Genomic DNA, 19,189 nt, shown 5'->3' with positions numbered 1-19,189 from the left:
GTCTGAATAGTCTGAAATCGGCAGGAAGAAAGCTAGTAGGCCGATGCGTCAGACGGGGGCGTAACCTTTCCTCCCTATCGCATGGCGATGGGGAGGTGGATCGGCGGCGAAGCCGACGAGACGGAGGGGCTGCTTGGTTCTGCTGTCGCAGGCCCCTCCACCACTTCGTGGTCCCCCTCCCCACGATGTGGGGAGGAGAAAGTCGCCTTATTTAGCGACGCACGCCCAGTTCGCGCAGCAGGCGCGGCTGGTTGTAGACGTTGCGCAGGGCCTCGGTGACAGCGGCGGTCGAGACGCTGACCGTGCGGTTCAGCTCGCCGTCATAGCCGAACGAGCCGCCCAGCGAGTGGATGTTGCCGTCGAAGGCGGCGCCGATCACTTCGCCCTTGGCGTTGATCACCGGCGAGCCGGAGTTGCCGCCGATGATGTCGTTGGTCGAGACGAAGTCGTAGACCACGTCCTTGTTGATCCGGTCCTTGGCGGCCAGGAAGCGCTCGGAGGCGTTGAACGGCTCGGCGCCGGTGGCGCGCTCGTACAGGCCGCCCATGTAGGTGAAGGACGGCACGGTGACGCCGCGATAGGTCCAGCCCTTCACCTGGCCGTAGGACAGGCGCAAGGAGAAGGTGGCGTCGGGGTACAGGTTGTCGCCGTAGACGGCGAAGCGGGCCTGGGCGACCTTTTCGGCGGCGCGGGCGGTCGGGGCGTTGACCCCGGCGTCCCACTGGGTGCGCACGGCCTGTGCGGCGTCGTCGTTGGCCAGGACGAAGGCGATCATCGGGTCGCCCGAAGCGGCGAGCTGCTCCGGCGTCATGGCCAGGGCCTGCGCGCGGAAGGCCGGGTCGATCAGGCGGCTCTGCACCAGGCGCGCGGCGATGGTTTCGGGCCTTTCGGCGCCCAGCATGGCCTTCACATCGGCGCTGTCGACCGTCAGATATTCGCGGGTCTTCAGCATCCAGTGCGACAGCTGGATCTCCTCGACGCCGACCGGGATCGGGGCGTCCGAGGCCAGGCGGCGGCCCAGGGCGGCGATGTCGCTGTCGGCGTAGCCGGCGCGGCGTTCGGCGGCGGGCTTGGCGCGCTCCTTCGACGCGCGGACGATGGCGCGGGCGTAGGAATACAGGGTCGAGCCGCCACCGGCGTTCGCCTCAAGCTGGCGATAGGGCAGATAGAGGTCGCGGGCCGTCGCCTGCACCTTCTCAAGATCGCCCCAGGGGTCGCCGATGCGCTCGGCCACGGCCGGGTCGGCGGCGACGCGCTGGCGCAGCTCGGCCTCTTCCTGGCGCTTCTTGGCCATGAAGGCGGGGTCCGTCAGGGCGCCCTGCTGGCCGTAGTAGACCTTGAAGCTGTTCTCCAGACCGAAGATGGGGTCCAGCGCGACGCGCTTTTCTTCCTCGCCCAGGGTCGAATACTCGACCAGACGGCCGCGCAGTTCGGCGCTCTGGATCAGGGTGATGGGGATCTGCTGGTCGCGCAGGCGCTCCAGCTGGCTCATGGTCAGCAGGCGCGAGGTCGAGCCGGGGTTGCCGGCCACGAAGGTCGGCTCGCCGTCGGTGGGGGCGTTGGGGTTCCACTTCAGGTGGTTGGGCGAGGCGACCGGCTTGCCGTCCTCATAGGCGCGCAGGAAGGCCGCATCGAGGGCGTAGCGCGGGAAGTTGAAGTTGTCCGGGTCGCCGCCGAAGAAGGCCGCCTGGAACTCCGGCGCGAAGGCCAGACGCACGTCCTCATACTTGCGGAACTTGTACAGGGCGTATTTGCCGCCGCGATAGAAGCTGATGACCTGACACGTCAGCTTGCGGTCGTCGCCGCAGGCTTCCTTCTGGATCTTGTCGATCTCGGCCGAGCGAGCGGCGACGAAGGCGGCGCCTTCCAGGCCCGAGCCGGCGCCCAGGACGCGGTCGGTGACGTCGGTGATGTCGGTCAGAACCTCGGCCGTCTGGCCGGGGCAGGTCTTCTCTTCCTCGCGCGTGGCGGGCATCCAGCCGTTCTTGACGTAGTCGTTCTGGGCCGTCGACAGGTCCTGGACGCACGAGATGACGCAGTGGTGGTTGGTCAGGATCAGGCCTTCGCCCGACACGAAGGAGGCCGAGCAGCCCTGCAGGCGCACGGCGGCGTTGCGGACGCGGTCCAGCCAGGCCTGGTCGATGCGCGTGCCGTACTTCTCATTGACCGTCTGGATCGGGAAGGTGTCGAAGGTCCACATCCCCTCGTCGGCGCGCGCGGCCGAGGCGGGAGCGTTGACCACCACGGCGGCCATGCCGAGGGCGGCCAGCGAGGCGGTGAAGGAAAGGGTGCGGCGAACCGACATAGGCGTCTCCGAGAGGCGGGACACCACGCCCACGCCTTGCTGTTGAAGTCGTCACTAAACCCGCGAGGGGCGCCCCCTCAAGCCCCGTAACAAATCCGGCGGAGCCAGCCTTACCCCGATTTAACTTGGCCAAGCGCGGCCAGAGCGTCAGATAACAGTGCAAGTCAGGGGAATGAATACGCGTCATGTCGCTCGCGCTATCCACGCTGCTCTTTGAGTGGCGCCGCTATATGGCCGCCGTCATGGCGCTCGCCCTGTCGGGGCTGCTGGTTCTGGCCATGACCGGGGTCTTCATCGGCATCGGCAAGGGATTCACCGCCGCCATCGAGCGCTCCAGCGCCGACATCTTCATCATGCAGCCCGGCGCCAAGGCCCTGTTCAGCGGGCCGATGGGCATGCCGCGACGCTTTGTCCCGCTGGCCTACAACCATCCCGAGGTGGTCGAGGTGAAGACGCTCGACATGTCGGGCGGCAATTTCCAGAACATCAAGAACGTCGACCCGACTGCCACGGCCGCCGATCGCGCCAAGCAGGGCGCGCCGCGCCAGAAGAGCGTCCTGGTCAACATCATCGACACCGCGCCCGGCTCGGTCACCATCCCGCGCGACTATTCCGACGAACTGGTCGAGGCCCTGCGCCAGCCCTTCACCGTGGCGGTGGACGAGACGGCGCTGACGCCGCTGGGCGTCAAGCTGGGCGACAAGGCCCTGTTCAACGGCCAGACCGTGACCGTGGTGGGCGTCCTGCGCGGCTATCCCAACATGATGCAGCCGACGATCGTCATGTCGCGCGACAGCTTGCGGATGTTGGGCCAGGCCTTCGAGGGGCCGCGCGTCGGCCCGCTGATGCTCAAGATCAAGGACCCGGCCCGCGCCGAGGTCGTGGTCGCCCAGCTGAACGCCATGGGCAACGGCCAGTGGAAGGCCTGGACCCGCCAGCAACTGGCCGACGCCAACGCCGGCGCCATGTTCGAGGAAGGCATCCTGGTCATCATCATCGGCGGCTGCGTCGTGCTGGGCATCATCATCGGCGTGGCCATCACCTGGCAGACCCTGCGCGGCGCCATCATGGCCAACATCAAGGAGTTCGCCTCTCTGCGCGCCCTGGGCGTCGGCATGGGCAGCTTGCGCCGCATCGTCATGGAGCTGAGCTTCTGGGTCGGCATGGTGGGGGTCGGCGCGGCCATCCTGCTGACCTGGCTGCTGTCCCTGCTGGCCCTGTCCAACGCCGTCATCATCGCCCTGCCGCCCATGCTGCTGATCGTGGTCGGCGGCGGCCTGATCGCCATCTCCATGCTGTCGGGCTTCCTGTCGATGGGCATCCTGAAGAAGAGCCAACCTGCGGACCTGCTGCGATGAACAAACATACGAAAGTTCAAGGCAGGCACGGCGAGTTCGCCCTGGAAGCCAAGGGACTGGTCAAGCGCTTCAAGTCCGGCCGGTCCTATGTCGAGGTGCTGAAGGGCGTGGATTTCGACGCCCGCCACGGCGACCTGACCATGGTCATGGGCCCGTCGGGCTCGGGCAAGTCGACGCTGATCGCCGCCCTGTCCGGCCTGTTGCGGCCCGAGGAAGGGCGCGTCGACGCCCTGGACGTGGACGACCTGTGGAAGCTGTCGGGCGGCAAGATCGACAAGTTCCGGCTGGATCACTGCGGCTTCATCTTCCAGGGCTTCAACCTGTTCCCGGCGCTCAGCGCGCTGCAGCAGGTGACGACGGTGCTGAAGTATCAGGGCCTGTCGCCGGAGAAGGCCAAGAAGCGCGCCGCCCTGGCGCTGGAAGAGGTCGGTCTGGGCCATCGCCTGCACCAGCGCCCGGCCGCCCTGTCCGGCGGCGAGAAGCAGCGCGTCGCCATCGCTCGCGCCCTGGCCAAGGACCCGCAGATCCTGTTCGCCGATGAGCCGACCTCGGCGCTGGACGGCGAGAACGGGCAGGTGGTCATCCGCCTGCTGCGCCGGGCGGCCACCGAACACGGCGCAGCCGTCATCTGCGTGACCCACGACCCGCGCCTGGAAGCCTGGGCCGACCGGGTGATCCACATCGAAGACGGCGTGATCATCGACGATCAGCGCCGCACCCCCAATCCCGAAGCCATCCTGGCGTCGCACTGACCCCGATCCCCTTGAGGACCCCCATGCCCGCATTCCTGAAAAACAAATGGCTCTGGATCGGCCTGGCGCTGGTGATCGCCATCGTCATCGGCCTGAGCCTGATGCAGAAGGCCGGCGCCGCCAAGAAGGCTGAACTGGCGCAGGCCGCCGACAAGAAGGTCGAAAGCCCCTACTCGGCCATCGCCAACGGCAAGATCGACATCGAGGGCGGCATCATCCAGATCGCGGCGCGCCGCGGCGGCGTGGTGCGCGACGTCCTGGTGCAGGAAGGCGACCTGGTGAAGGCCGGTCAGATCCTGGCCCGTCAGGAGGACGACGAGCCGCGCCTGTCGCTGCAGACGGCGGCGGCCGATCTGGCACAGGCCGAAAGCCAGCTGCGCATGATCAACGTCGACATCGCCACCGCCCAGCGCGAGCACGACCGGCTGCAGAAACTGGTCGCCACCAACTTCGTCGCCGCCCAGCGCATGGATCAGGCCCGCGACGCCATCGCCCAGGCGCAGGCCCGCCTCGCCTCGCAGCAGGCCGCCGTCCAGACCGCCCGCGCCCGCCGCGATCAGGCCGCCTATAACGTCGAGCTGACGGTGATCCGCTCGCCCGCCGACGGCCGCATCGTGCGCCGCTACGCCAACCCCGGCGCCGGCGCCTCGACCCTGAACGTGTCGAACATGTTCGACCTGGAGCCCGCCGCCCCGCGCATCGCCCGCGCCGAGATCGTCGAGGCCGACATCCCCAACGTCAGCGTCGATCAGGCCGTCGAGATCACTCCCGAAGGCGATCCGACCAAGGTCTATGTCGGCAAGGTGCTGCGCCGCGCCGCCGTCTTCGGCGCCCGCAAGCTGGCCTCGGACGACCCGTCGCAACGCACCGACGAGCGCGTGGTCGAGGTGGTGGTCGCCGTCGACGAGGCCCCGCTGCTGATCGGCCAGCGCGTGCTGGTCAAGTTCATGAAGCCCGGCGAAACGGCGGGCGCCAAGCGCGACAACGCCTCGACCGGCGTGCCCGCCACGCGCGCCATGAAGGCCCCCGCCCGGGCGTAAGGGCGGATCGGGATGAAGACGGAAAAGGGGCCTCGCGAGGGGCCCCTTTTTTGTTGGCGCATACTCTCCCGCTCATCCCGGCGGACCCGGGATCCAGTCCTTTGGCCTCAAGCGCGATGACAAGGATCGCAGACCTTGTGCACGCGGCTCTCACTGGGCCCCGGCGTCCGCCGGGGTGAGCGGAAGAGAGGAACTCAGTTCCCCGTAAATTCCCCTGCCCGCTTCTCCAGCACCGCGCTCACGCCTTCGATGTGGTCGTCGGTCAGGTGGGCCAGGGCCTGCATGGCGGCGGACAGCTCCAGCATCTGGTCGAAGTTCATGTCGCGGCCCTGACGCAGCAGGCTCTTGGCCATGCGCAGGGCCTGGGGCGGCTGGGCGGCGATCTGGTCCGCCGTCTGCATCGCCTCGTCCATCAGCGCCTCATGGGCGACGACGCGGTTGACCAGACCCCACTGCTCGGCCGTCGCCGCGTCGATCGAGCGGGCGGTGAACAGCAGTTCGGCGGCGCGGGCGTAGCCGATGTTCCGAGGCAACAGCCATGAGCCGCCGTCGCCGGGGATGATGCCCAGCTTCATGAAGGGCACGCCGAAGCTAGCGCGCTCGGAGGCGATGCGGATGTCGCCCAGACCGGCGATGTCGCAACCCAGCCCCATGGCCGGACCGTTGACGGCGCTGATCAGCGGGACCTCCAACCCATAGAGGGCGCGCACGATGCGGTGGACGACGCGGCGATAGCGTTCGCGGATGGCGGCGCCGGAGCCCTCGAACAGGTCGCGGCGGTCCTTCATCGCCTTCAGATCGCCGCCGGCCGAGAAGGCGCGTCCGGCCCCGGTCATCACGACGCAGCGGATCGAGGGGTCGGCGTTGACGGCGTCGCAGGCGGCGGCGAAGGCCTCGCCGTCTTCCAGGTCCGGCAGGGCGTTCAGCCGGTCGGGCCGGTCCAGCGTCCAGACCATGACCGCGCCTTTGCGCTGTTGGACGATCAGACTCATGGCGGGCTTCCTCCTTGCCGGTGAAGCCGTCGGTTTCGGCCAGGGCGCGCGGCGATGGCAAGGGCGGAATTGAAAAACCCCGGTCGTTCTGACCGGGGCTTCTGGCTGGATCATCCAGTCTCGCGACTACGCGCGCGGCCGTTTGATCGTTATGGGTACGAAGTTGGACGGGTGGCTGACCACGCGGTCGCCGGCGCCGTTCATCTGCTTCGTGTTCACCAGCATCCCGCCGAATAGGGCGAAGGACATCATGGCGTGCTGGAGATTACGCTCTTTGTTTTCGTTCATTTTTGGCGTCTCCTTTCGTTGAACGATGAAAGAAGACACGTCGTGCTTTTTGGGACTCTCACCCTGTCAGTCGTTTCGCGTCGACGGTGAATATAGCCGCCTGGCGCGAAAAGTCAAGAAATTATAGTCCGTCCTCGGACTCATTGTTGCGATACCGTCACGAACCATGTCCCACGCCCCCGCCCCGCTCCATCGCCAGCCCCTGCGTCATGGTCTGCACCGTCGACGGCGCCTCGGGCCTGTGCCTGGGCTGTCTGCGCACGCTGCAGGAGATCGCGACCTGGAGCCGGATGACGGACGAGGGCCGCGCCGACGTCATGGCCGACCTGCCGGGCCGCAAGAGCCGGATCGACCCCAGGCTGTTGGGCGAGTGAGCCGGCGGCGATCAGCGGTCCGGCGTCAACCTTTCGTTCGCCACGTCGCTTCACCGCATGGGAAGACCCCGGCGGCATAGTCGCTTTCATGATCCGCTTTGACCCGCGCTCTGCTGTCGTTTTCGCCGCCGCCCTGGCGTCGGCCTGCGCCTGCGCCGGCGCCCTGATGTGGTGGGAGGGGCCGGCCAAGGCCTACGCCGCCGTAGCGCTGAAGGAGGCGCCGTCGGTGACGCGCGCGGCCGATGGTCACTACTGGGCCGAGGCGACCGTCGAAGGGCGGCCGATGCGGATGCTGGTCGACACCGGCGCCAGCGCGGTGACGCTGAGCCGCGCCGACGCCGAGCGGCTGGGCGTGCGGCTGAAGCCGCATGACTTCAACCAGACCCTGAACACCGCCTCGGGCCAGACGCCCGCCGCGCGGGTGCTGCTGACGTCCGTGTCGGTGGCGGGGGTCGAGCTGACCTCGGTCGAGGCCCTGGTGATCGACCGCGACATGCCCGCCGCCCTGCTGGGGATGAGCTTCCTGGGCCGGCTGTCGGCCTTTGAGGCGCGGCCCGACGGGCTGATCCTGAAGGGCTGATCCTGAAAGGCAGCTTGGGCCTCAGCCGCGCGGGCCGAACGGCACGACCTTATTGTCCCGGTCATGGCCGATGTCGGCGGCGCCCAGATAGGGGATGCCGGAGCGCACGCACCAGTGGCGCACGATCTCTTCGGCCGTCAGGCCGAACTCGGGATCATTGGCCGTCACGTCCGACACCCGACCCAGACGGATGCCGGCGATGCGGCGGATCGAGGCCTGGCCGGTCAGGTGGAACATCATCCGATCGACGCGGTAAAGCGCCTCGGACACCTCTTCCAGCATGACGACGTGGCCGGTCAGATCCGGCTCGATCGCCGTGCCGACCAGTTCGTTGAGGATGGTCAGGTTGAAGCCGACGGCGGGCCGCAGGTCGCTCCGCAGGGACGGCTCCAGCGAGGCCGGGTCGCCGTGCCTCAGCCAGTTCACGGCGCGCAGGCCCGTGGCGTCATGGCGCGACCCGTCCGAGGCCATCGGCCCGTGCGCCACGTGGGGAAACCCGGCGCGATACAGCGCCGCCAGCAGGCTGCCGGCGTCCGAATAGCCGAGATAGCGCTTGGCCCAGGCGTGGGCGGTCAGCTCGGGGATCACCGCCTCGGCGATGCGGCAGGCGCCGTAACCGCCGCGCGCGAACCAGACGGCGTCGATGTCGGGGTCGTTGGCCGTCTCGACCAAGGCGCGGGCGCGGGTGGCGTCGTCGCCGCCGAAATGGCCGTGGACGTCATACAGGGCCGGGTGCAGCACCAGTTCGACCGCCCCGTCCGGCCACTGCGCCGCCGCCCAGGCCCGGATCGCCTCGCCCCGCGCCGGTTCGAGACGGGAGCTGGCGTTGACGACGCCGATTCGGAACGGTCTGGTCTGCATGGACGGGATGGCCTTGAGCGTCTTGCGTGCTAGTCAGGCCGGACCTTCCCCGGTTTCCCGCATTGAAATCAAGCCGATGAACAAAGACTACTTCTTCTGCGGCGTCGGCGGCTCGGGCATGATGCCGCTGGCCATGATCGTTCAGGCGCAGGGCGGCCGCATCTCAGGCTCCGACCGGGCGCTGGATCAGGGACGCACGCCCGAGAAGTTCGACTGGCTGCGCGCCCACGGCGTCGCCCTTCACCCGCAGGACGGATCGGGCGTGGTCAGCGCCGATCAGGTGGTGGTCGCCACCGGGGCGGTCGAGGACACCGTGCCCGACATCGGCGCGGCCAAGCGGGTCGGCGCCGTCATCAAGACCCGGCCCCAACTGCTCAGCGAACTGTTCAACGCGGCCCCGACCTCGATCGGCGTGGCGGGCACCAGCGGCAAGTCGACCATCACCGGCATGGTGGCCTGGATCCTGGATCAGGCCGGGCGCGCGCCGACCGTGGTCAACGGGGCGGTGATGAAGAACTTCGCCACGCCCGACCAGCCGTTCGCCAGCGCCCTGGTCGGCGGTCCCGATCTGTTCGTCGCCGAGGTGGACGAGAGCGACGGCTCCATCGCCCGCTATGACCCGACGGTCGCGGTGGTCTCCAACATCTCGCTGGACCACAAGTCGATGGAGGAGCTGCGCGACCTATTCGGCGGCTTCGTCGGCCGGGCGGCGACGGCGGTGCTGAACCTGGACAATCCCGAGACGGCGGCGCTGGCGCAGACGCTGGCTCCCGACAAGGCGATCACCTTTGCGCTGGGCGAGGAAGAGGCGGACCTGTCGGCGCACGACCTTCAGCCTCTGCCGACCGGCATGACCTTCGAGCTGCGGGTGCGCGGCGAGGCGGCGCGGGCGGTGACGCTGACCGTGCCGGGCGCGCACAATGTCGCCAATGCTCTGGCGGCGCTGGGCGCGGTTCGGGCGCTGGGCGTCGGCCTGGATCAGGCGGTCGCGGCGCTGGAGACCTTCAGCGGCATCCGGCGGCGGCTGGAGGTGGTGGGAACGCAGGGCGGCGTCACCGTCATCGACGACTTCGCGCACAACCCGGACAAGATCGCCGCCACCCTGAAGACCCTGCACGCCTTTGACGGGCGGCTGCTGATCCTGTTCCAGCCGCACGGCTTCGGCCCGCTGAAGCTGATGCAGCAGGAGTTCGTCGAGGGCTTCGCCGGGCTGATGCGGCAGGACGACGTGCTGCTGATGCCCGAGCCGGTCTATTACGGCGGGACCACCGACCGCAGCGTCGGCAGCGAGGACATAGCGGCCGGCGTGCGCGCGGCGGGACGTCGGGCGCAGGCGCTGGCGACCCGCGCCGACTGCGGCGACCGCATCGTGGACATGGCCCGGCCCGGCGACCGGGTGGTGGTCATGGGCGCGCGCGACGACAGCCTGTCGACCTTTGCGGCCGAGCTGCTGGCGCGGATCTGACTGTCCGCCGTCGGACCATCCGTCAAATTAGCCTTGTAAAACATTCATTTCCGGCAAAGCGGCTGTTAAGCCGCCTCGCCTAACCCTGCTCCGGCAAGAAGCAGGAGACGGCTGGGAAATGGCCCGGATAGGAGATTTCGTGGACGCCTCGGCGCCGATGGCGCCCGACGCCCTGGGCGCAGAGGCTCTGGCCCGGTTCGAGGCCGAGCCGGAAACCCTGGTCATCGCCGTGGCCGACGCCGAGGGGCGCCCCGTCGGCCTGATCGAGCGCAACGCCTTCACCCTGAAGCTGGCGGCCGAGTTCGGACGCGCCCTGTATGTCCGGCGCCCGATCTCGGCGCTGATGGACGCGGCGCCGATGGTGGTGGAGGCCGACGCCTCGGCCGACATGCTGTTCCAGTCGATGGACGCGGCCGGGCTGGGCGCGCTGCTGAAAGGCTTTATCGTCGTCTCGCGCGGCCGTTACGTCGGCGTGGGGGCGGGCCTGCACGTGCTCCAGGCCGGGGTGGCCATCCACAAACGCCGCGCCGAGGCCATGGCTGATCTGGCCCAGGACCTGGTGAGGGCCGAGGCCGAAGCCCGCGCCTCCAGCCGGGCCAAGTCCGAATTCCTGGCCGTGATGAGCCACGAGATCCGCACGCCCCTGAACGGCGTTCTGGGGGTGGCCGCCCTGATGGAGCGGCAGCTGACGCAGGACGACCTGCGGCCCCACGTCCGCACCATCCTCGATTCGGGCGCCAGCCTGCTGCGGCTGCTGACCGACGCGCTGGATATGTCACGGGCCGAGGCGGGGATGTTGACGCTGGAGCCCGCTCCGCTGGACCTGCAGTCGGTGGCCGCAGACCTGTCGGCCCTGTGGAGCCCGCGCGCCGAGGAGAAGGCGCTGGAACTGCAGGTCGAGGCGGAGCTGACGGCCGCGCGATGGGTCGTCGGCGATGAGATGCGGCTCAAACAGCTATTGAACAATCTGATCGGCAACGCCCTGAAGTTCACCGAGGCCGGATCGGTCGCGGTGCGGCTGGCGACGGCGCTGGATGATGGACGAGTGCGCCTGTCCGCGACCGTGGACGACAGCGGCCCGGGCGTCAGCGACGAGGCCGCGCGCGCCATTTTCGAGCCGTTCAACACCGGCGAGGCGGGGCGACAGGGCGCCGGCGCCGGGCTGGGCCTGGCCATTTGCCGCCAGATCGTGGAACGGATGGACGGCGCGCTGACCGTGGAGCGTTCGCCGCAGGGCGGGGCGCGCTTCGGCTTCGAACTGCATCTGCCGCTGGCGGAGCGCGACGCTCGCCGCGCCGAGGATCGTCAGGCGTCGCCGACGCTGCATGAGACCCTGCACGTGCTGGTGGTGGACGACCACGCCGCCAACCGCTTCGTCGCCGGCAAGGTGCTGGAGCTGTTCGGCTGCACTCACGAGACCGCCGAGAACGGGCGCCAGGCGGTGGAGCGCGCGGCCGCCGCGCCGTTCGACCTGATCCTGATGGATGTGAAGATGCCGGTGATGGACGGGGTGGCGGCGACGCGGGCGATCCGCGCCCTGCCCGGCCCCGCCGCCGCCCTGCCCATTCTGGCCCTCACCGCCAACGCCGATCCGCGCGACGAAGCGGCCTATCTGGCGGCGGGCATGGACGGCGTGGCGCAGAAGCCGATCCAGCCCGACGCCCTGCTGAACGCGATCCGGCTGGCCCTGTCGCGCGGCGAGGCGGCGAAGGCGGCCTGAGCGCGCCGAGGCGTCACACCTCGGACCAGCGCCGCAGCAGGTTGTGATAGACGCCGGTCAGTTCGATCACGGCCGCATCCTTGGGCCCCTTGTCCAGGTTCACGCGCTGAATCGCCACGTCGAGGCGAAAGAGGCTTTCGCGGTCGGCGTCGTCGCGAATCAGGCTCTGCAGCCACATGAAGCTGGAGACGCGGGCGCCGCGCGTCACAGGCGTCACCCGGTGCAGGCTCTTGGACGGATACAGGACCAGGTCGCCCGCCGGCAGCTTGATCGACTGGGCGCCGTACATCTCTTCGATGATCAGCTCGCCGCCGTCGTAGTCCTCGGGCTCGGACAGGAAGAGGGTGGCCGACAGGTCGCTGCGGATGCGGTGCGCGCCGCGTTGTCGGATGGCGTTGTCGACGTGCAGGCCGAACTCGCCGCCGCCCTCATAGCGATTGAACAGGGGCGGAAAGATCGTGTGCGGCAGGGCGGCCGAGACGAACATCGGATTGGCGTTCAGCGCCTGAACGACCAGGGCCGAGACCTCGCGCGCCTGTGGGCTGTCCTCAGGCAGTTGCCGGTTCCTCTTGGCCGTCGCCGACTGATGGCCCGAGGTCATGTTGCCGTCCGCCCAGGGACCGGCGTCCAGGGTCTGGCGCAGCGCCTTCACCTCGGCCTTGGTGAAGACGTCGGGGATGTGCAGCAGCATGGCTCTCTCACCGTCTGGAGACATATCGGCCCCGCGACTTGTGAAAGCGCGGGGCCGACAGGATGACGCGAAACGCGGCCTCTTAGTAGCGGACGTTCAGCGTCAGGATCGCCTGGCGCGCCGGGGCGACGTCGGCGTGGTGCACGCCGTTGGTGCGGATGATGTAGTCCTCATCCCCGGCGTTCTGGACGTTCAGCTGCAGCGAGGCGCGCTCGTTGATGTCGTAGGACGCGAACAGGTCGACGCGCGTGTAGTCCGGCGCATAGACGCGATTGGCGCCGCCGCCGGCCCCGCCCTGGTTGCCGCCCCAGGACTTGGACACGTAGTAGACGCCGCCGCCCAGGCTGAGCTTCGGCAGGACGCGATAGGTGGTGAACAGGCTGGCGCTGTGCTCGGGCGTATTGGCCAGAGGATCGCCCACGTTGATGCTGTTGTAGGCGCCGCGCACCAGCTCGGAGTCCATCCAGGTGTAGCCGCCGAACACCTGCCACTTGTCGGTGATGTTGCCCGAGACGCCCAGCTCCAGACCCTGCACCCTGGCCTCGCCCGCCTGCTCATAGCGGTCCGGCGCCACAAGAATGGCGGCGTTCTTGCGGGTCAGGTGGAAGAGGGCGCCGCTGAGCGCCAGACGGTCGCCGAACAGATTGGCCTTGGCGCCGATCTCGAAGCTCTCGGTCTCCTCAGGGTCGAGAACGGTGGCGACGAAGTTGGCGCTGCCGTTGGTCGTGCCCGTGTTCTGATCGCCGGCCGAGATGGTCGGCGGCGTCGAGGCCGTCGACCAGGCGGCGTAGACGCTGCTGTTCGCCGTCGGCTTATAGACCAGGCCGACCTGATAGTTGACGAAGTCCCAGTCGCCGCGCGTGGCGGTATAGACCGGCGCCGCCACCGTGCCCGAGGCGTTCTGCCCCTCGACCGAATAGTCGTCCCAGCGCAGGCCCAGGTTCAGGATCAGCCGGTCGCTGAGGTGAATGGCGTCAAAGGCGTAAACGCCCACGGAATCGGTGTCGGCCTGGCTGACCAGACCGCGCGTCTTCGTGCCCGTCCACGGGTCGTTCGGATTGGGCGCATAGACGGGGGTGCAGTCCAGCCCCGTCAGCGGCGCCGGGCAGGCCGTGCCGGTCAGGGTCGTGACCGTATAGGAGGCGTTGCGGTTCTTCTCGCGCGATAGCTCCACGCCGACGTCGAAGTCGTGCTTGATCGAACCCGTCAGGAAGGACCCGTGCAGATCGGTGACGTTGGCCAGGGTCTCGGCCGGGTTCCAGCGCGACTTCAGGCCCCGCTTCATCCACCAGACGCCGTCGATCAGCTGCGCCGCGCCGCCGTCGCCGGGGTTGGTGACGACGTAATCGTTCAGCGTCTGCGAGTAGCGGGTGACGTTGCGCAGGGCCAGATTGTCGCTGAAGCGGTGCTCGACCTCCAGCGTCAGGCTGTCGACCGTATTGTTCAGATAGTCGCGCGCCTTCAGGCCGTAAAAGCTGTCGGAGGGGACGTCCAGCACGCCCGAGGCGTCCGGACGCGGCGCCGTCGCCCCGCCCAGCTTGGTGTAGAGCGGGACGCCGTAGTCAGGCAGCTGATTGCTGTCGAGGTGGTAGTAGCTGGCCGTGACGGTCGTCGGCGTGCCCAGACCCGCCGCGATCGACGCCCCGACGCCCCATTTGTCGAAATCGGCGCCGTTGCGGCCCGGCACGTCGCCTTGCGAGGCCATGAGGTTCAAGCGCATGGCGGCGGTCGGCCCGACCTGCCAGTTGGCGTCCACCGTGCCGCGCAGATAATCGTCCGTGCCCGCCCCGGCCGAGCCGTGGACGAAGTTGGTCAGGCGCGGCGCCTTGGACGACAGATTGATGCTGCCGCCGCCCGAACCCCGGCCGGAATAGACGGAATCGGCGCCCTTGATGACCTCGACCTGCTCCAGGTTGAAGACCTCGCGCTGCTGGCCGCCGGTGTCGCGCACGCCGTCGACGAAGATGTTGTTGCCCGAGGCCTGGCCCCGGATGAACGGCCGGTCGGCCAGGGGCTGGCCGCCCTCGCCCGCGCCGAAGGTGATGCCCGGCGAGGTGCGCAGGATGTCCTGCAGCGAGGTGGCCGCCGTCTGTTCGATGATCTGCTGCGGGATCACGGTCACGGCGCGCGGCGTGTCGACCAGGGGGGCGACGAACTGCGGGTCCTTCGGCTCGCGCTTCACGCGATGGCCGTTCACGTCCACCGTGCCCAGGTGGGTGGCGTCCTGACTGATCACGCCATCGGCGGGAGCGGCTTCGTCGGCGGCGGCCGCCATCGCGGGCGCCGCACACAGCATGCCGGCGGCGCTGGACGCGAACAGGAGCGCCTTGAGAGCGGCGGAGCGAGTGTCAGGGCGAGCGTCGGACATGGGGGAGGAACCGATCTATGATTGAGACCGGCTCGCATTAGCACCATTTAGGGGTGCGACAATCTGACTCCTGCGACTAAATCGCACTTGCGACTTCAATGTCACACGCAGGTCACGCCTGAGTCTTGGCCACCGCCTTGATCGAGACCGCAGGGTCGGCCAGCAGAACGTCGTCGACCGGCGCCCCTTTGCTGATCAGCAGGCGCCCGCCCATGAAGTCGGCCGGGGCGTTGACCGCCTCCACCGCCACGATGCGCTCTCCCGCCAGATGGAAGACCGAGAAGGCGCCGCTGGCCGGATCGCCGCGCACCAGTTGGCGGTCTGCGTCGAAGGGCACGCCCGCGATCTGCAGCTTGACGTCGTACTGGTCGGACCAGAACCACGGCACTTCCGGCGCCGGGGCGGCGCGGCCGACGATGGCCGAGGCCGCCTGTTTGGCCTGTTCAAGGGCGTTGGGCACGCTCTCCAGCCGGTGCATGACGCCGCCATGGACTGGGATCGGCCGCCGCGTCACATCGCCGATGGCGTAGATGAAAGGGTCGCGGGTGCGGGCGGTCTCATCCACCACTACGCCGTTTTCGCACGTCAGTCCCGCCGTGCGCGCCAGAGCCTCGCAGGCGAAGGCGCCGACGCCGACCAGCACCGCATCCGCCGCGATCAGCGTCCCGTCGGCCAGACGCACGCCAGCATCCTCGAACCCCGCGACCTCGGCCCCGGTCAGAATCTCGACGCCGTGCTTCTTGTGCAGGTCCGTGAAGAAGGCCGACAGGGGCTGCGAGGCCACGCGCGCCAGCACCCGGTCCATGCGCTCGATCACCACCGCCTCGGCGCCCAGGGCGCGGGCCGAGGCCGCCGCCTCCAGCCCGACATAGCCGCCCCCGACCACCGCCAGCTTCTTGCCCGGCGCCAGAACCGCCTTCAGCCGCTCGGCGTCCTCCAGCGTGCGCAGCTCCAGCAGGTCCGGCCGATCCGCGCCGGGGATGGCCAGCTTGCGCGCCGTCGAGCCGGTGGCCAGGATCAGCACGTCGTAAGCTTCGACCGTCCCGTCAGCGAAGGTCACGGTCTTGGCGCCCGCGTCGATGGCGGTCGCCGTGACGCCGGTGCGCAGGACGATGTTCTGTTCGGCGTAGAAGCTCTCGGGGCGCAGCAGCAGGTCTTCCAGACCCGCCTCGCCTTTCAGCCAGGCTTTCGACAGGGGCGGTCGCTGATAGGGCGGCGCGCTCTCCTGCCCCGCCAGGACGATCTCGCCCTGGAAGCCATACTGCCTCAGCAGCGCCGCCGCCGAGCCCCCCGCGTGTCCCGCGCCGATGATCAGAACCTTGGTCATGGCGGACAGATAGAGCGGCGAGCGGCGAGTGGCGAGTGGCGAGTGGCGGTCAGGCTTTTCCTCCCCATGACAATGGGGAGGGGGACCACGAAGTGGTGGAGGGGCTCTCTACCGCCCCGTTGCGTGAAGCAGGATCACGGCCAGAACCCCGTCGAGATGATCCCGAACATCCGTGGACCGGATGCGCAACACCTCAATCCCATGCGCCTTCAGCCATGCGGTTCGCCGCGCGTCGTGAGCGATTTGATCGAGGGCGTCGTGCGTTGCGCCGTCGATCTCGACCGCCAGGCGAGCAACGGCGCAGTAGAAGTCGAGGATGTATGGGCCGACCGGATGTTGGCGGCGAAACTTCAGGCCTTCGAGGCCGCCGCCTTTGATCTGCGCCCATAGGCGGGCCTCGGGCGGCGTGAGAGCGCGGCGCATTCTGGACGCGCGGCGATAGGCTTCGACGGTCGGCGGCATGGCCCCTCCACCACTTCGTGGTCCCCCTCCCCATTGTCATGGGGAGGAAAGACGGAGGTCAACTTCCCCCCCTTGACCGTTCCATTGTTACAGCATAATGGAACGCGCCATGAGCACCGACGCCGCCAAGACCGCCCTGCTGGACGCCCTGCTCTCGCTGAAGACGCGGGAGGAGGCGGACGCCTTTCTGGCCGACCTGTGCACCCCGGCCGAACTGCGCGCCATGGCCGAGCGGTGGCAGGTGGCGCGGATGCTGGACGCCGGGGACAAGACCTATCGCGAGATCGCCGCCGAGGCGCCGGCCAGCCCCACCACCGTGGTGCGGGTCGCGCGCTCCCTGAAGGACATGCCGCACCAGGGCTATCGCCTGGTGCTGGACAGACTGAAAGCCTGAGACGACATCATGAGCACGGTTCAGGGGCGGCTGCGCATCGCCGTCCAGAAATCCGGCCGCCTGGCCGAACGCAGCCTCGACCTGGTCCGCGACGCGGGCCTGCGCGTGGTCAAGGGCAACAACGACCTGCTGTATCGGATCGAGAACTATCCGATCGACCTGCTGCGGGTGCGCGACGACGACATTCCGACCTTCGTGGCGGACGGGGTCTGTGATCTGGGCATCGTCGGCGAGAATGTGCTGGAAGAGGTCAGGAACGGCGGGCCGAATGCCGAAGTCGTCATGCCGCTGGGCTTCGGCCGCTGCACGCTGAAGATCGCCACGCCGCCGGCGCTGGACTACGCCGGGCCGTCGTCGTTGCAGGGCTTAAGGATCGCCACCTCATACCCGAAGATTCTGCGTCGTTTTCTGGATGAGGCGGGGGTGGACGCCGACATCGTCACCATGCGCGGCGCCGTCGAGGTGGCCCCGCGGCTGAAGCTGGCCGCCGCCATCTGCGATCTGGTCTCGACCGGGGCGACGCTGGAGGCCAACGGGCTTATGGCGCGCGACACCGTGCTGGACAGTCAGGCGGTGCTGATCAAGGCGCCGACGCCGCCCGAGGCGGGGCTTCAACACCTGCTGGACTCCATCGTCGAGCGGATGGCCGGCGTGGTGTCCTCTCAGGGCGCCAAATACGTGATGCTGAACGCCCCGCGCGCGGCGCTGGATCGGATCACCGCCCTGTTGCCCGGCGCAGGGTCGCCGACGGTCATGCCCCTGTCGGGGCGCGACGACGCCGTGGCTGTCCACGCCGTCTGCCAGGAGGCCGTCTTCTGGGAGACGCTGGAGAAACTGAAGGCCGAAGGGGCGTCGGCCATCCTGGTCCTGCCCATCGAGAAGATGATGTGATGAAGCGTATCGACTGGAACCAACTGGACACCGACGGACGCAAGGCCGCCCTGGCCCGCCCGCAGCGCCGCACCGAGAGCTTTGTCGCCAGCGTGGTGCGCGAGATCTTCGACGACGTGCAGGCGCGCGGCGGCGAGGCCGTGACCGACTGGGCCACGCGTCTGGACGGCGCCGCGCCGCGCCGCATCGAAATCACGGAAGCCGCTGCGACCAAGGCGCGTCGCGACCTGCCGCCCGCCGCCGCCCGCGCCCTTCGGGTCGCCGCCGACAATGTGCGCGTCTTCCATCAGGCGACGAAACCCGAGGACACGCCCTTCATCGAGACGACGCCCGGCGTGAAGTCGAAGCTGGCCTGGCGGCCCATCGGCTCGGCGGGCCTCTATGTTCCGGGCGGGACGGCGCCGCTGTTCTCGTCGCTGCTGATGCTGGCCATACCGGCGGGCGTGGCTGGCGTGGGGCGGCGCGTCGCCGTCACCCCGCCGTCGAAGGACGGCTCGGTCCACCCGGCCATGATCGCCGCCGCCGCCGAGGCGGGGCTGGACGAGCTGTGGCTGCTGGGCGGGGCGCAGGCCATCGCCGCCCTGACCTTCGGCGCCGAACTGGAGGACGGCGTCATCGCGCCGGTCGACAAGCTGTTCGGTCCCGGCAACGCCTATGTCGCCGAGGCCAAGCGCTACGCCGCCTCCCTGCCCGGCGGCCCGGCGCAGGATCTGCCGGCGGGTCCGTCGGAACTGCTGGTCATCGCCGACCGCGACGCCGATTTCGAGATCGTCGCGGCCGACCTGCTCAGCCAGGCCGAGCATGACGCCGACGCCCAGGTGATCCTGGTGTCCGACAGCGGCACGGCCCTGAGCGAGATTATCGCCGAGGTCGAACGACAGGTCGAAAGCCTGCCGCGCGCCTCCATCGCCCGCGCGTCGCTGGCCGAGGCCCGCGCCATCCGGGTGCGCGACATGGCCGAGGCGTGCGAGGTCGCGAACCTCTATGGTCCCGAACACCTGTCGATCCAGACGGAAGAAGCCGAACGCTTGGTCGAGCGGATCAGCGCCGCGGGCGCGGTCTTCGTCGGGCGCTGGGCGGCCGAGACGCTGGGCGACTATGCGGCGGGGCCGAGCCACGTCCTGCCGACCGACGGCGCGGCGCGGACGCTGGGCGGGGTCGTCACCGCCAGCTTCATGACTGCGATGTCGGTGCAGACCGTCACCGAACAAGGCGCCGCAGCGCTGGCCCCCGTCGCCGCCGCCCTGGCGCGGCTGGAGGGGCTGGAGGCCCACGCCCGGGCGGCCGATCTGAGGAGCGCGGGATGACCAACGATTTCTTC

At 69.0% G+C, this 19,189-nt stretch carries 18 protein-coding genes; 10 read left to right on the top strand and 8 right to left on the bottom strand.

The genetic code is table 11. The features are described from left to right. Positions 1 to 211: 211 nt before the first annotated feature. The gene (locus ACLBV5_RS05225) at positions 212 to 2,305 is read right to left on the bottom strand and encodes a S46 family peptidase (RefSeq protein ID WP_447605024.1); all 2,094 of its coding nucleotides are present in this window, start codon (positions 2,303 to 2,305) and stop codon (positions 212 to 214) included. A gap of 185 nt (positions 2,306 to 2,490) precedes the next feature. Here ACLBV5_RS05225 and ACLBV5_RS05220 point away from each other — a divergent pair, with 185 nt between their 5' ends. From ACLBV5_RS05220 to ACLBV5_RS05210, 3 genes are read left to right on the top strand one after another with little or no spacing between them, the layout of a single operon-like run. Continuing rightward, on the top strand, positions 2,491 to 3,663 hold the full coding sequence (locus tag ACLBV5_RS05220) for an ABC transporter permease (RefSeq protein ID WP_134582289.1): 1,173 nt from the start codon (positions 2,491 to 2,493) through the stop codon (positions 3,661 to 3,663). Continuing rightward, a complete protein-coding gene (locus ACLBV5_RS05215) occupies positions 3,660 to 4,415 on the top strand; it encodes an ABC transporter ATP-binding protein (protein WP_191744078.1) in 756 nt (251 codons plus the stop codon). The genes ACLBV5_RS05220 and ACLBV5_RS05215 overlap by 4 nt, the downstream gene beginning before the upstream one ends. Before the next feature lie 23 nt (positions 4,416 to 4,438). Next, entirely contained in the window at positions 4,439 to 5,455 is a 1,017-nt protein-coding gene (locus ACLBV5_RS05210; protein ID WP_134582287.1) for an HlyD family secretion protein, read from the top strand. Between the two features lie 194 nt (positions 5,456 to 5,649). Here ACLBV5_RS05210 and ACLBV5_RS05205 read toward each other — a convergent pair whose 3' ends face one another. Beyond that, positions 5,650 to 6,447 (bottom strand): crotonase/enoyl-CoA hydratase family protein, encoded by a 798-nt coding sequence (locus ACLBV5_RS05205; RefSeq protein ID WP_134582286.1) that lies wholly within the window; start codon positions 6,445 to 6,447, stop codon positions 5,650 to 5,652. Positions 6,448 to 6,573: 126 nt separating this feature from the next. Beyond that, a complete protein-coding gene (locus tag ACLBV5_RS05200; RefSeq protein ID WP_167309526.1) occupies positions 6,574 to 6,735 on the bottom strand; it encodes a hypothetical protein in 162 nt (53 codons plus the stop codon). A gap of 146 nt (positions 6,736 to 6,881) precedes the next feature. Between ACLBV5_RS05200 and ACLBV5_RS05195 the strand changes: the two genes are divergently transcribed. Beyond that, a complete protein-coding gene (locus tag ACLBV5_RS05195; protein WP_447605023.1) occupies positions 6,882 to 7,109 on the top strand; it encodes a DUF1289 domain-containing protein in 228 nt (75 codons plus the stop codon). A gap of 88 nt (positions 7,110 to 7,197) precedes the next feature. After that, positions 7,198 to 7,689, top strand: coding sequence for a retropepsin-like aspartic protease family protein (locus ACLBV5_RS05190; RefSeq protein ID WP_025978628.1), 492 nt, complete (start codon positions 7,198 to 7,200; stop codon positions 7,687 to 7,689). A 21-nt stretch (positions 7,690 to 7,710) separates the two neighbouring features. On the opposite strand, the gene ACLBV5_RS05185 is transcribed toward ACLBV5_RS05190, so the two are convergent. Beyond that, a complete protein-coding gene (locus tag ACLBV5_RS05185) occupies positions 7,711 to 8,550 on the bottom strand; it encodes an LD-carboxypeptidase (RefSeq protein ID WP_447605022.1) in 840 nt (279 codons plus the stop codon). Positions 8,551 to 8,626: 76 nt separating this feature from the next. On the opposite strand from ACLBV5_RS05185, the gene ACLBV5_RS05180 reads away from it, so the two are divergent. Further along, positions 8,627 to 10,015 (top strand): UDP-N-acetylmuramate--L-alanine ligase, encoded by a 1,389-nt coding sequence (locus ACLBV5_RS05180; RefSeq protein ID WP_447605021.1) that lies wholly within the window; start codon positions 8,627 to 8,629, stop codon positions 10,013 to 10,015. Between the two features lie 118 nt (positions 10,016 to 10,133). After that, positions 10,134 to 11,735: an ATP-binding protein gene (locus tag ACLBV5_RS05175; protein WP_447605020.1), complete on the top strand. Its 1,602-nt coding sequence runs from the start codon at positions 10,134 to 10,136 to the stop codon at positions 11,733 to 11,735. A 13-nt stretch (positions 11,736 to 11,748) separates the two neighbouring features. Here the strand turns inward: ACLBV5_RS05175 and ACLBV5_RS05170 are convergent, their stop codons facing one another. The 4 genes from ACLBV5_RS05170 to ACLBV5_RS05155 form a co-directional block, all read right to left on the bottom strand. Then, positions 11,749 to 12,426 carry a Fe2+-dependent dioxygenase gene (locus tag ACLBV5_RS05170; RefSeq protein ID WP_447605019.1) on the bottom strand — a complete coding sequence of 226 codons (678 nt, stop codon included), beginning with the start codon at positions 12,424 to 12,426 and terminating at the stop codon, positions 11,749 to 11,751. A gap of 82 nt (positions 12,427 to 12,508) precedes the next feature. Beyond that, a complete protein-coding gene (locus ACLBV5_RS05165; protein ID WP_447605018.1) occupies positions 12,509 to 14,794 on the bottom strand; it encodes a TonB-dependent receptor in 2,286 nt (761 codons plus the stop codon). 112 nt (positions 14,795 to 14,906) lie between these two features. Then, positions 14,907 to 16,121, bottom strand: coding sequence for an NAD(P)/FAD-dependent oxidoreductase (locus tag ACLBV5_RS05160; RefSeq protein WP_447605017.1), 1,215 nt, complete (start codon positions 16,119 to 16,121; stop codon positions 14,907 to 14,909). 108 nt (positions 16,122 to 16,229) lie between these two features. Further along, complete coding sequence (locus ACLBV5_RS05155) at positions 16,230 to 16,583, bottom strand: endonuclease domain-containing protein (RefSeq protein WP_447605016.1); 354 nt, start codon at positions 16,581 to 16,583, stop codon at positions 16,230 to 16,232. A gap of 97 nt (positions 16,584 to 16,680) precedes the next feature. On the opposite strand from ACLBV5_RS05155, the gene ACLBV5_RS05150 reads away from it, so the two are divergent. Genes ACLBV5_RS05150 through hisD form a run of 3 tightly spaced genes read left to right on the top strand, consistent with a single transcriptional unit; the run spans position 16,681 to position 19,175 of the window. Further along, positions 16,681 to 16,977 carry a YerC/YecD family TrpR-related protein gene (locus ACLBV5_RS05150; protein WP_376787726.1) on the top strand — a complete coding sequence of 99 codons (297 nt, stop codon included), beginning with the start codon at positions 16,681 to 16,683 and terminating at the stop codon, positions 16,975 to 16,977. 9 nt (positions 16,978 to 16,986) lie between these two features. Then, on the top strand, positions 16,987 to 17,868 hold the full coding sequence (hisG, locus tag ACLBV5_RS05145) for an ATP phosphoribosyltransferase (RefSeq protein WP_447605015.1): 882 nt from the start codon (positions 16,987 to 16,989) through the stop codon (positions 17,866 to 17,868). Then, positions 17,868 to 19,175 (top strand): histidinol dehydrogenase, encoded by a 1,308-nt coding sequence (gene hisD, locus ACLBV5_RS05140; protein WP_447605014.1) that lies wholly within the window; start codon positions 17,868 to 17,870, stop codon positions 19,173 to 19,175. Before hisG ends, hisD begins: the two co-directional genes overlap by 1 nt. The last annotated feature ends 14 nt before the right edge of the window (positions 19,176 to 19,189 follow it).

The sequence above is a fragment of the Brevundimonas sp. M1A4_2e genome (assembly GCF_053345555.1).
The sequence above is the reverse complement of the archived record's forward strand: the minus strand, read 5'-3'. Positions and strand labels throughout refer to the sequence as shown.

What these genes read in the sequence shown, in the direction of transcription:
- ACLBV5_RS05220 (WP_134582289.1), top strand. Translation starts at nt 2,491, where the DNA reads ATGTCGCTCGCGCTATCCACGCTGCTCTTTGAGTGGCGCCGCTATATG.
- hisG (WP_447605015.1), top strand. Translation starts at nt 16,987, where the DNA reads ATGAGCACGGTTCAGGGGCGGCTGCGCATCGCCGTCCAGAAATCCGGC.
- ACLBV5_RS05185 (WP_447605022.1), bottom strand. Translation starts at nt 8,550, where the DNA reads ATGCAGACCAGACCGTTCCGAATCGGCGTCGTCAACGCCAGCTCCCGT.
- ACLBV5_RS05160 (WP_447605017.1), bottom strand. Translation starts at nt 16,121, where the DNA reads ATGACCAAGGTTCTGATCATCGGCGCGGGACACGCGGGGGGCTCGGCG.
- ACLBV5_RS05165 (WP_447605018.1), bottom strand. Translation starts at nt 14,794, where the DNA reads ATGTCCGACGCTCGCCCTGACACTCGCTCCGCCGCTCTCAAGGCGCTC.
- ACLBV5_RS05180 (WP_447605021.1), top strand. Translation starts at nt 8,627, where the DNA reads ATGAACAAAGACTACTTCTTCTGCGGCGTCGGCGGCTCGGGCATGATG.
- ACLBV5_RS05200 (WP_167309526.1), bottom strand. Translation starts at nt 6,735, where the DNA reads ATGAACGAAAACAAAGAGCGTAATCTCCAGCACGCCATGATGTCCTTC.
- ACLBV5_RS05150 (WP_376787726.1), top strand. Translation starts at nt 16,681, where the DNA reads ATGGAACGCGCCATGAGCACCGACGCCGCCAAGACCGCCCTGCTGGAC.
- ACLBV5_RS05155 (WP_447605016.1), bottom strand. Translation starts at nt 16,583, where the DNA reads ATGCCGCCGACCGTCGAAGCCTATCGCCGCGCGTCCAGAATGCGCCGC.
- ACLBV5_RS05175 (WP_447605020.1), top strand. Translation starts at nt 10,134, where the DNA reads ATGGCCCGGATAGGAGATTTCGTGGACGCCTCGGCGCCGATGGCGCCC.
- ACLBV5_RS05170 (WP_447605019.1), bottom strand. Translation starts at nt 12,426, where the DNA reads ATGCTGCTGCACATCCCCGACGTCTTCACCAAGGCCGAGGTGAAGGCG.
- ACLBV5_RS05190 (WP_025978628.1), top strand. Translation starts at nt 7,198, where the DNA reads ATGATCCGCTTTGACCCGCGCTCTGCTGTCGTTTTCGCCGCCGCCCTG.
- ACLBV5_RS05225 (WP_447605024.1), bottom strand. Translation starts at nt 2,305, where the DNA reads ATGTCGGTTCGCCGCACCCTTTCCTTCACCGCCTCGCTGGCCGCCCTC.
- hisD (WP_447605014.1), top strand. Translation starts at nt 17,868, where the DNA reads ATGAAGCGTATCGACTGGAACCAACTGGACACCGACGGACGCAAGGCC.
- ACLBV5_RS05215 (WP_191744078.1), top strand. Translation starts at nt 3,660, where the DNA reads ATGAACAAACATACGAAAGTTCAAGGCAGGCACGGCGAGTTCGCCCTG.
- ACLBV5_RS05205 (WP_134582286.1), bottom strand. Translation starts at nt 6,447, where the DNA reads ATGAGTCTGATCGTCCAACAGCGCAAAGGCGCGGTCATGGTCTGGACG.
- ACLBV5_RS05210 (WP_134582287.1), top strand. Translation starts at nt 4,439, where the DNA reads ATGCCCGCATTCCTGAAAAACAAATGGCTCTGGATCGGCCTGGCGCTG.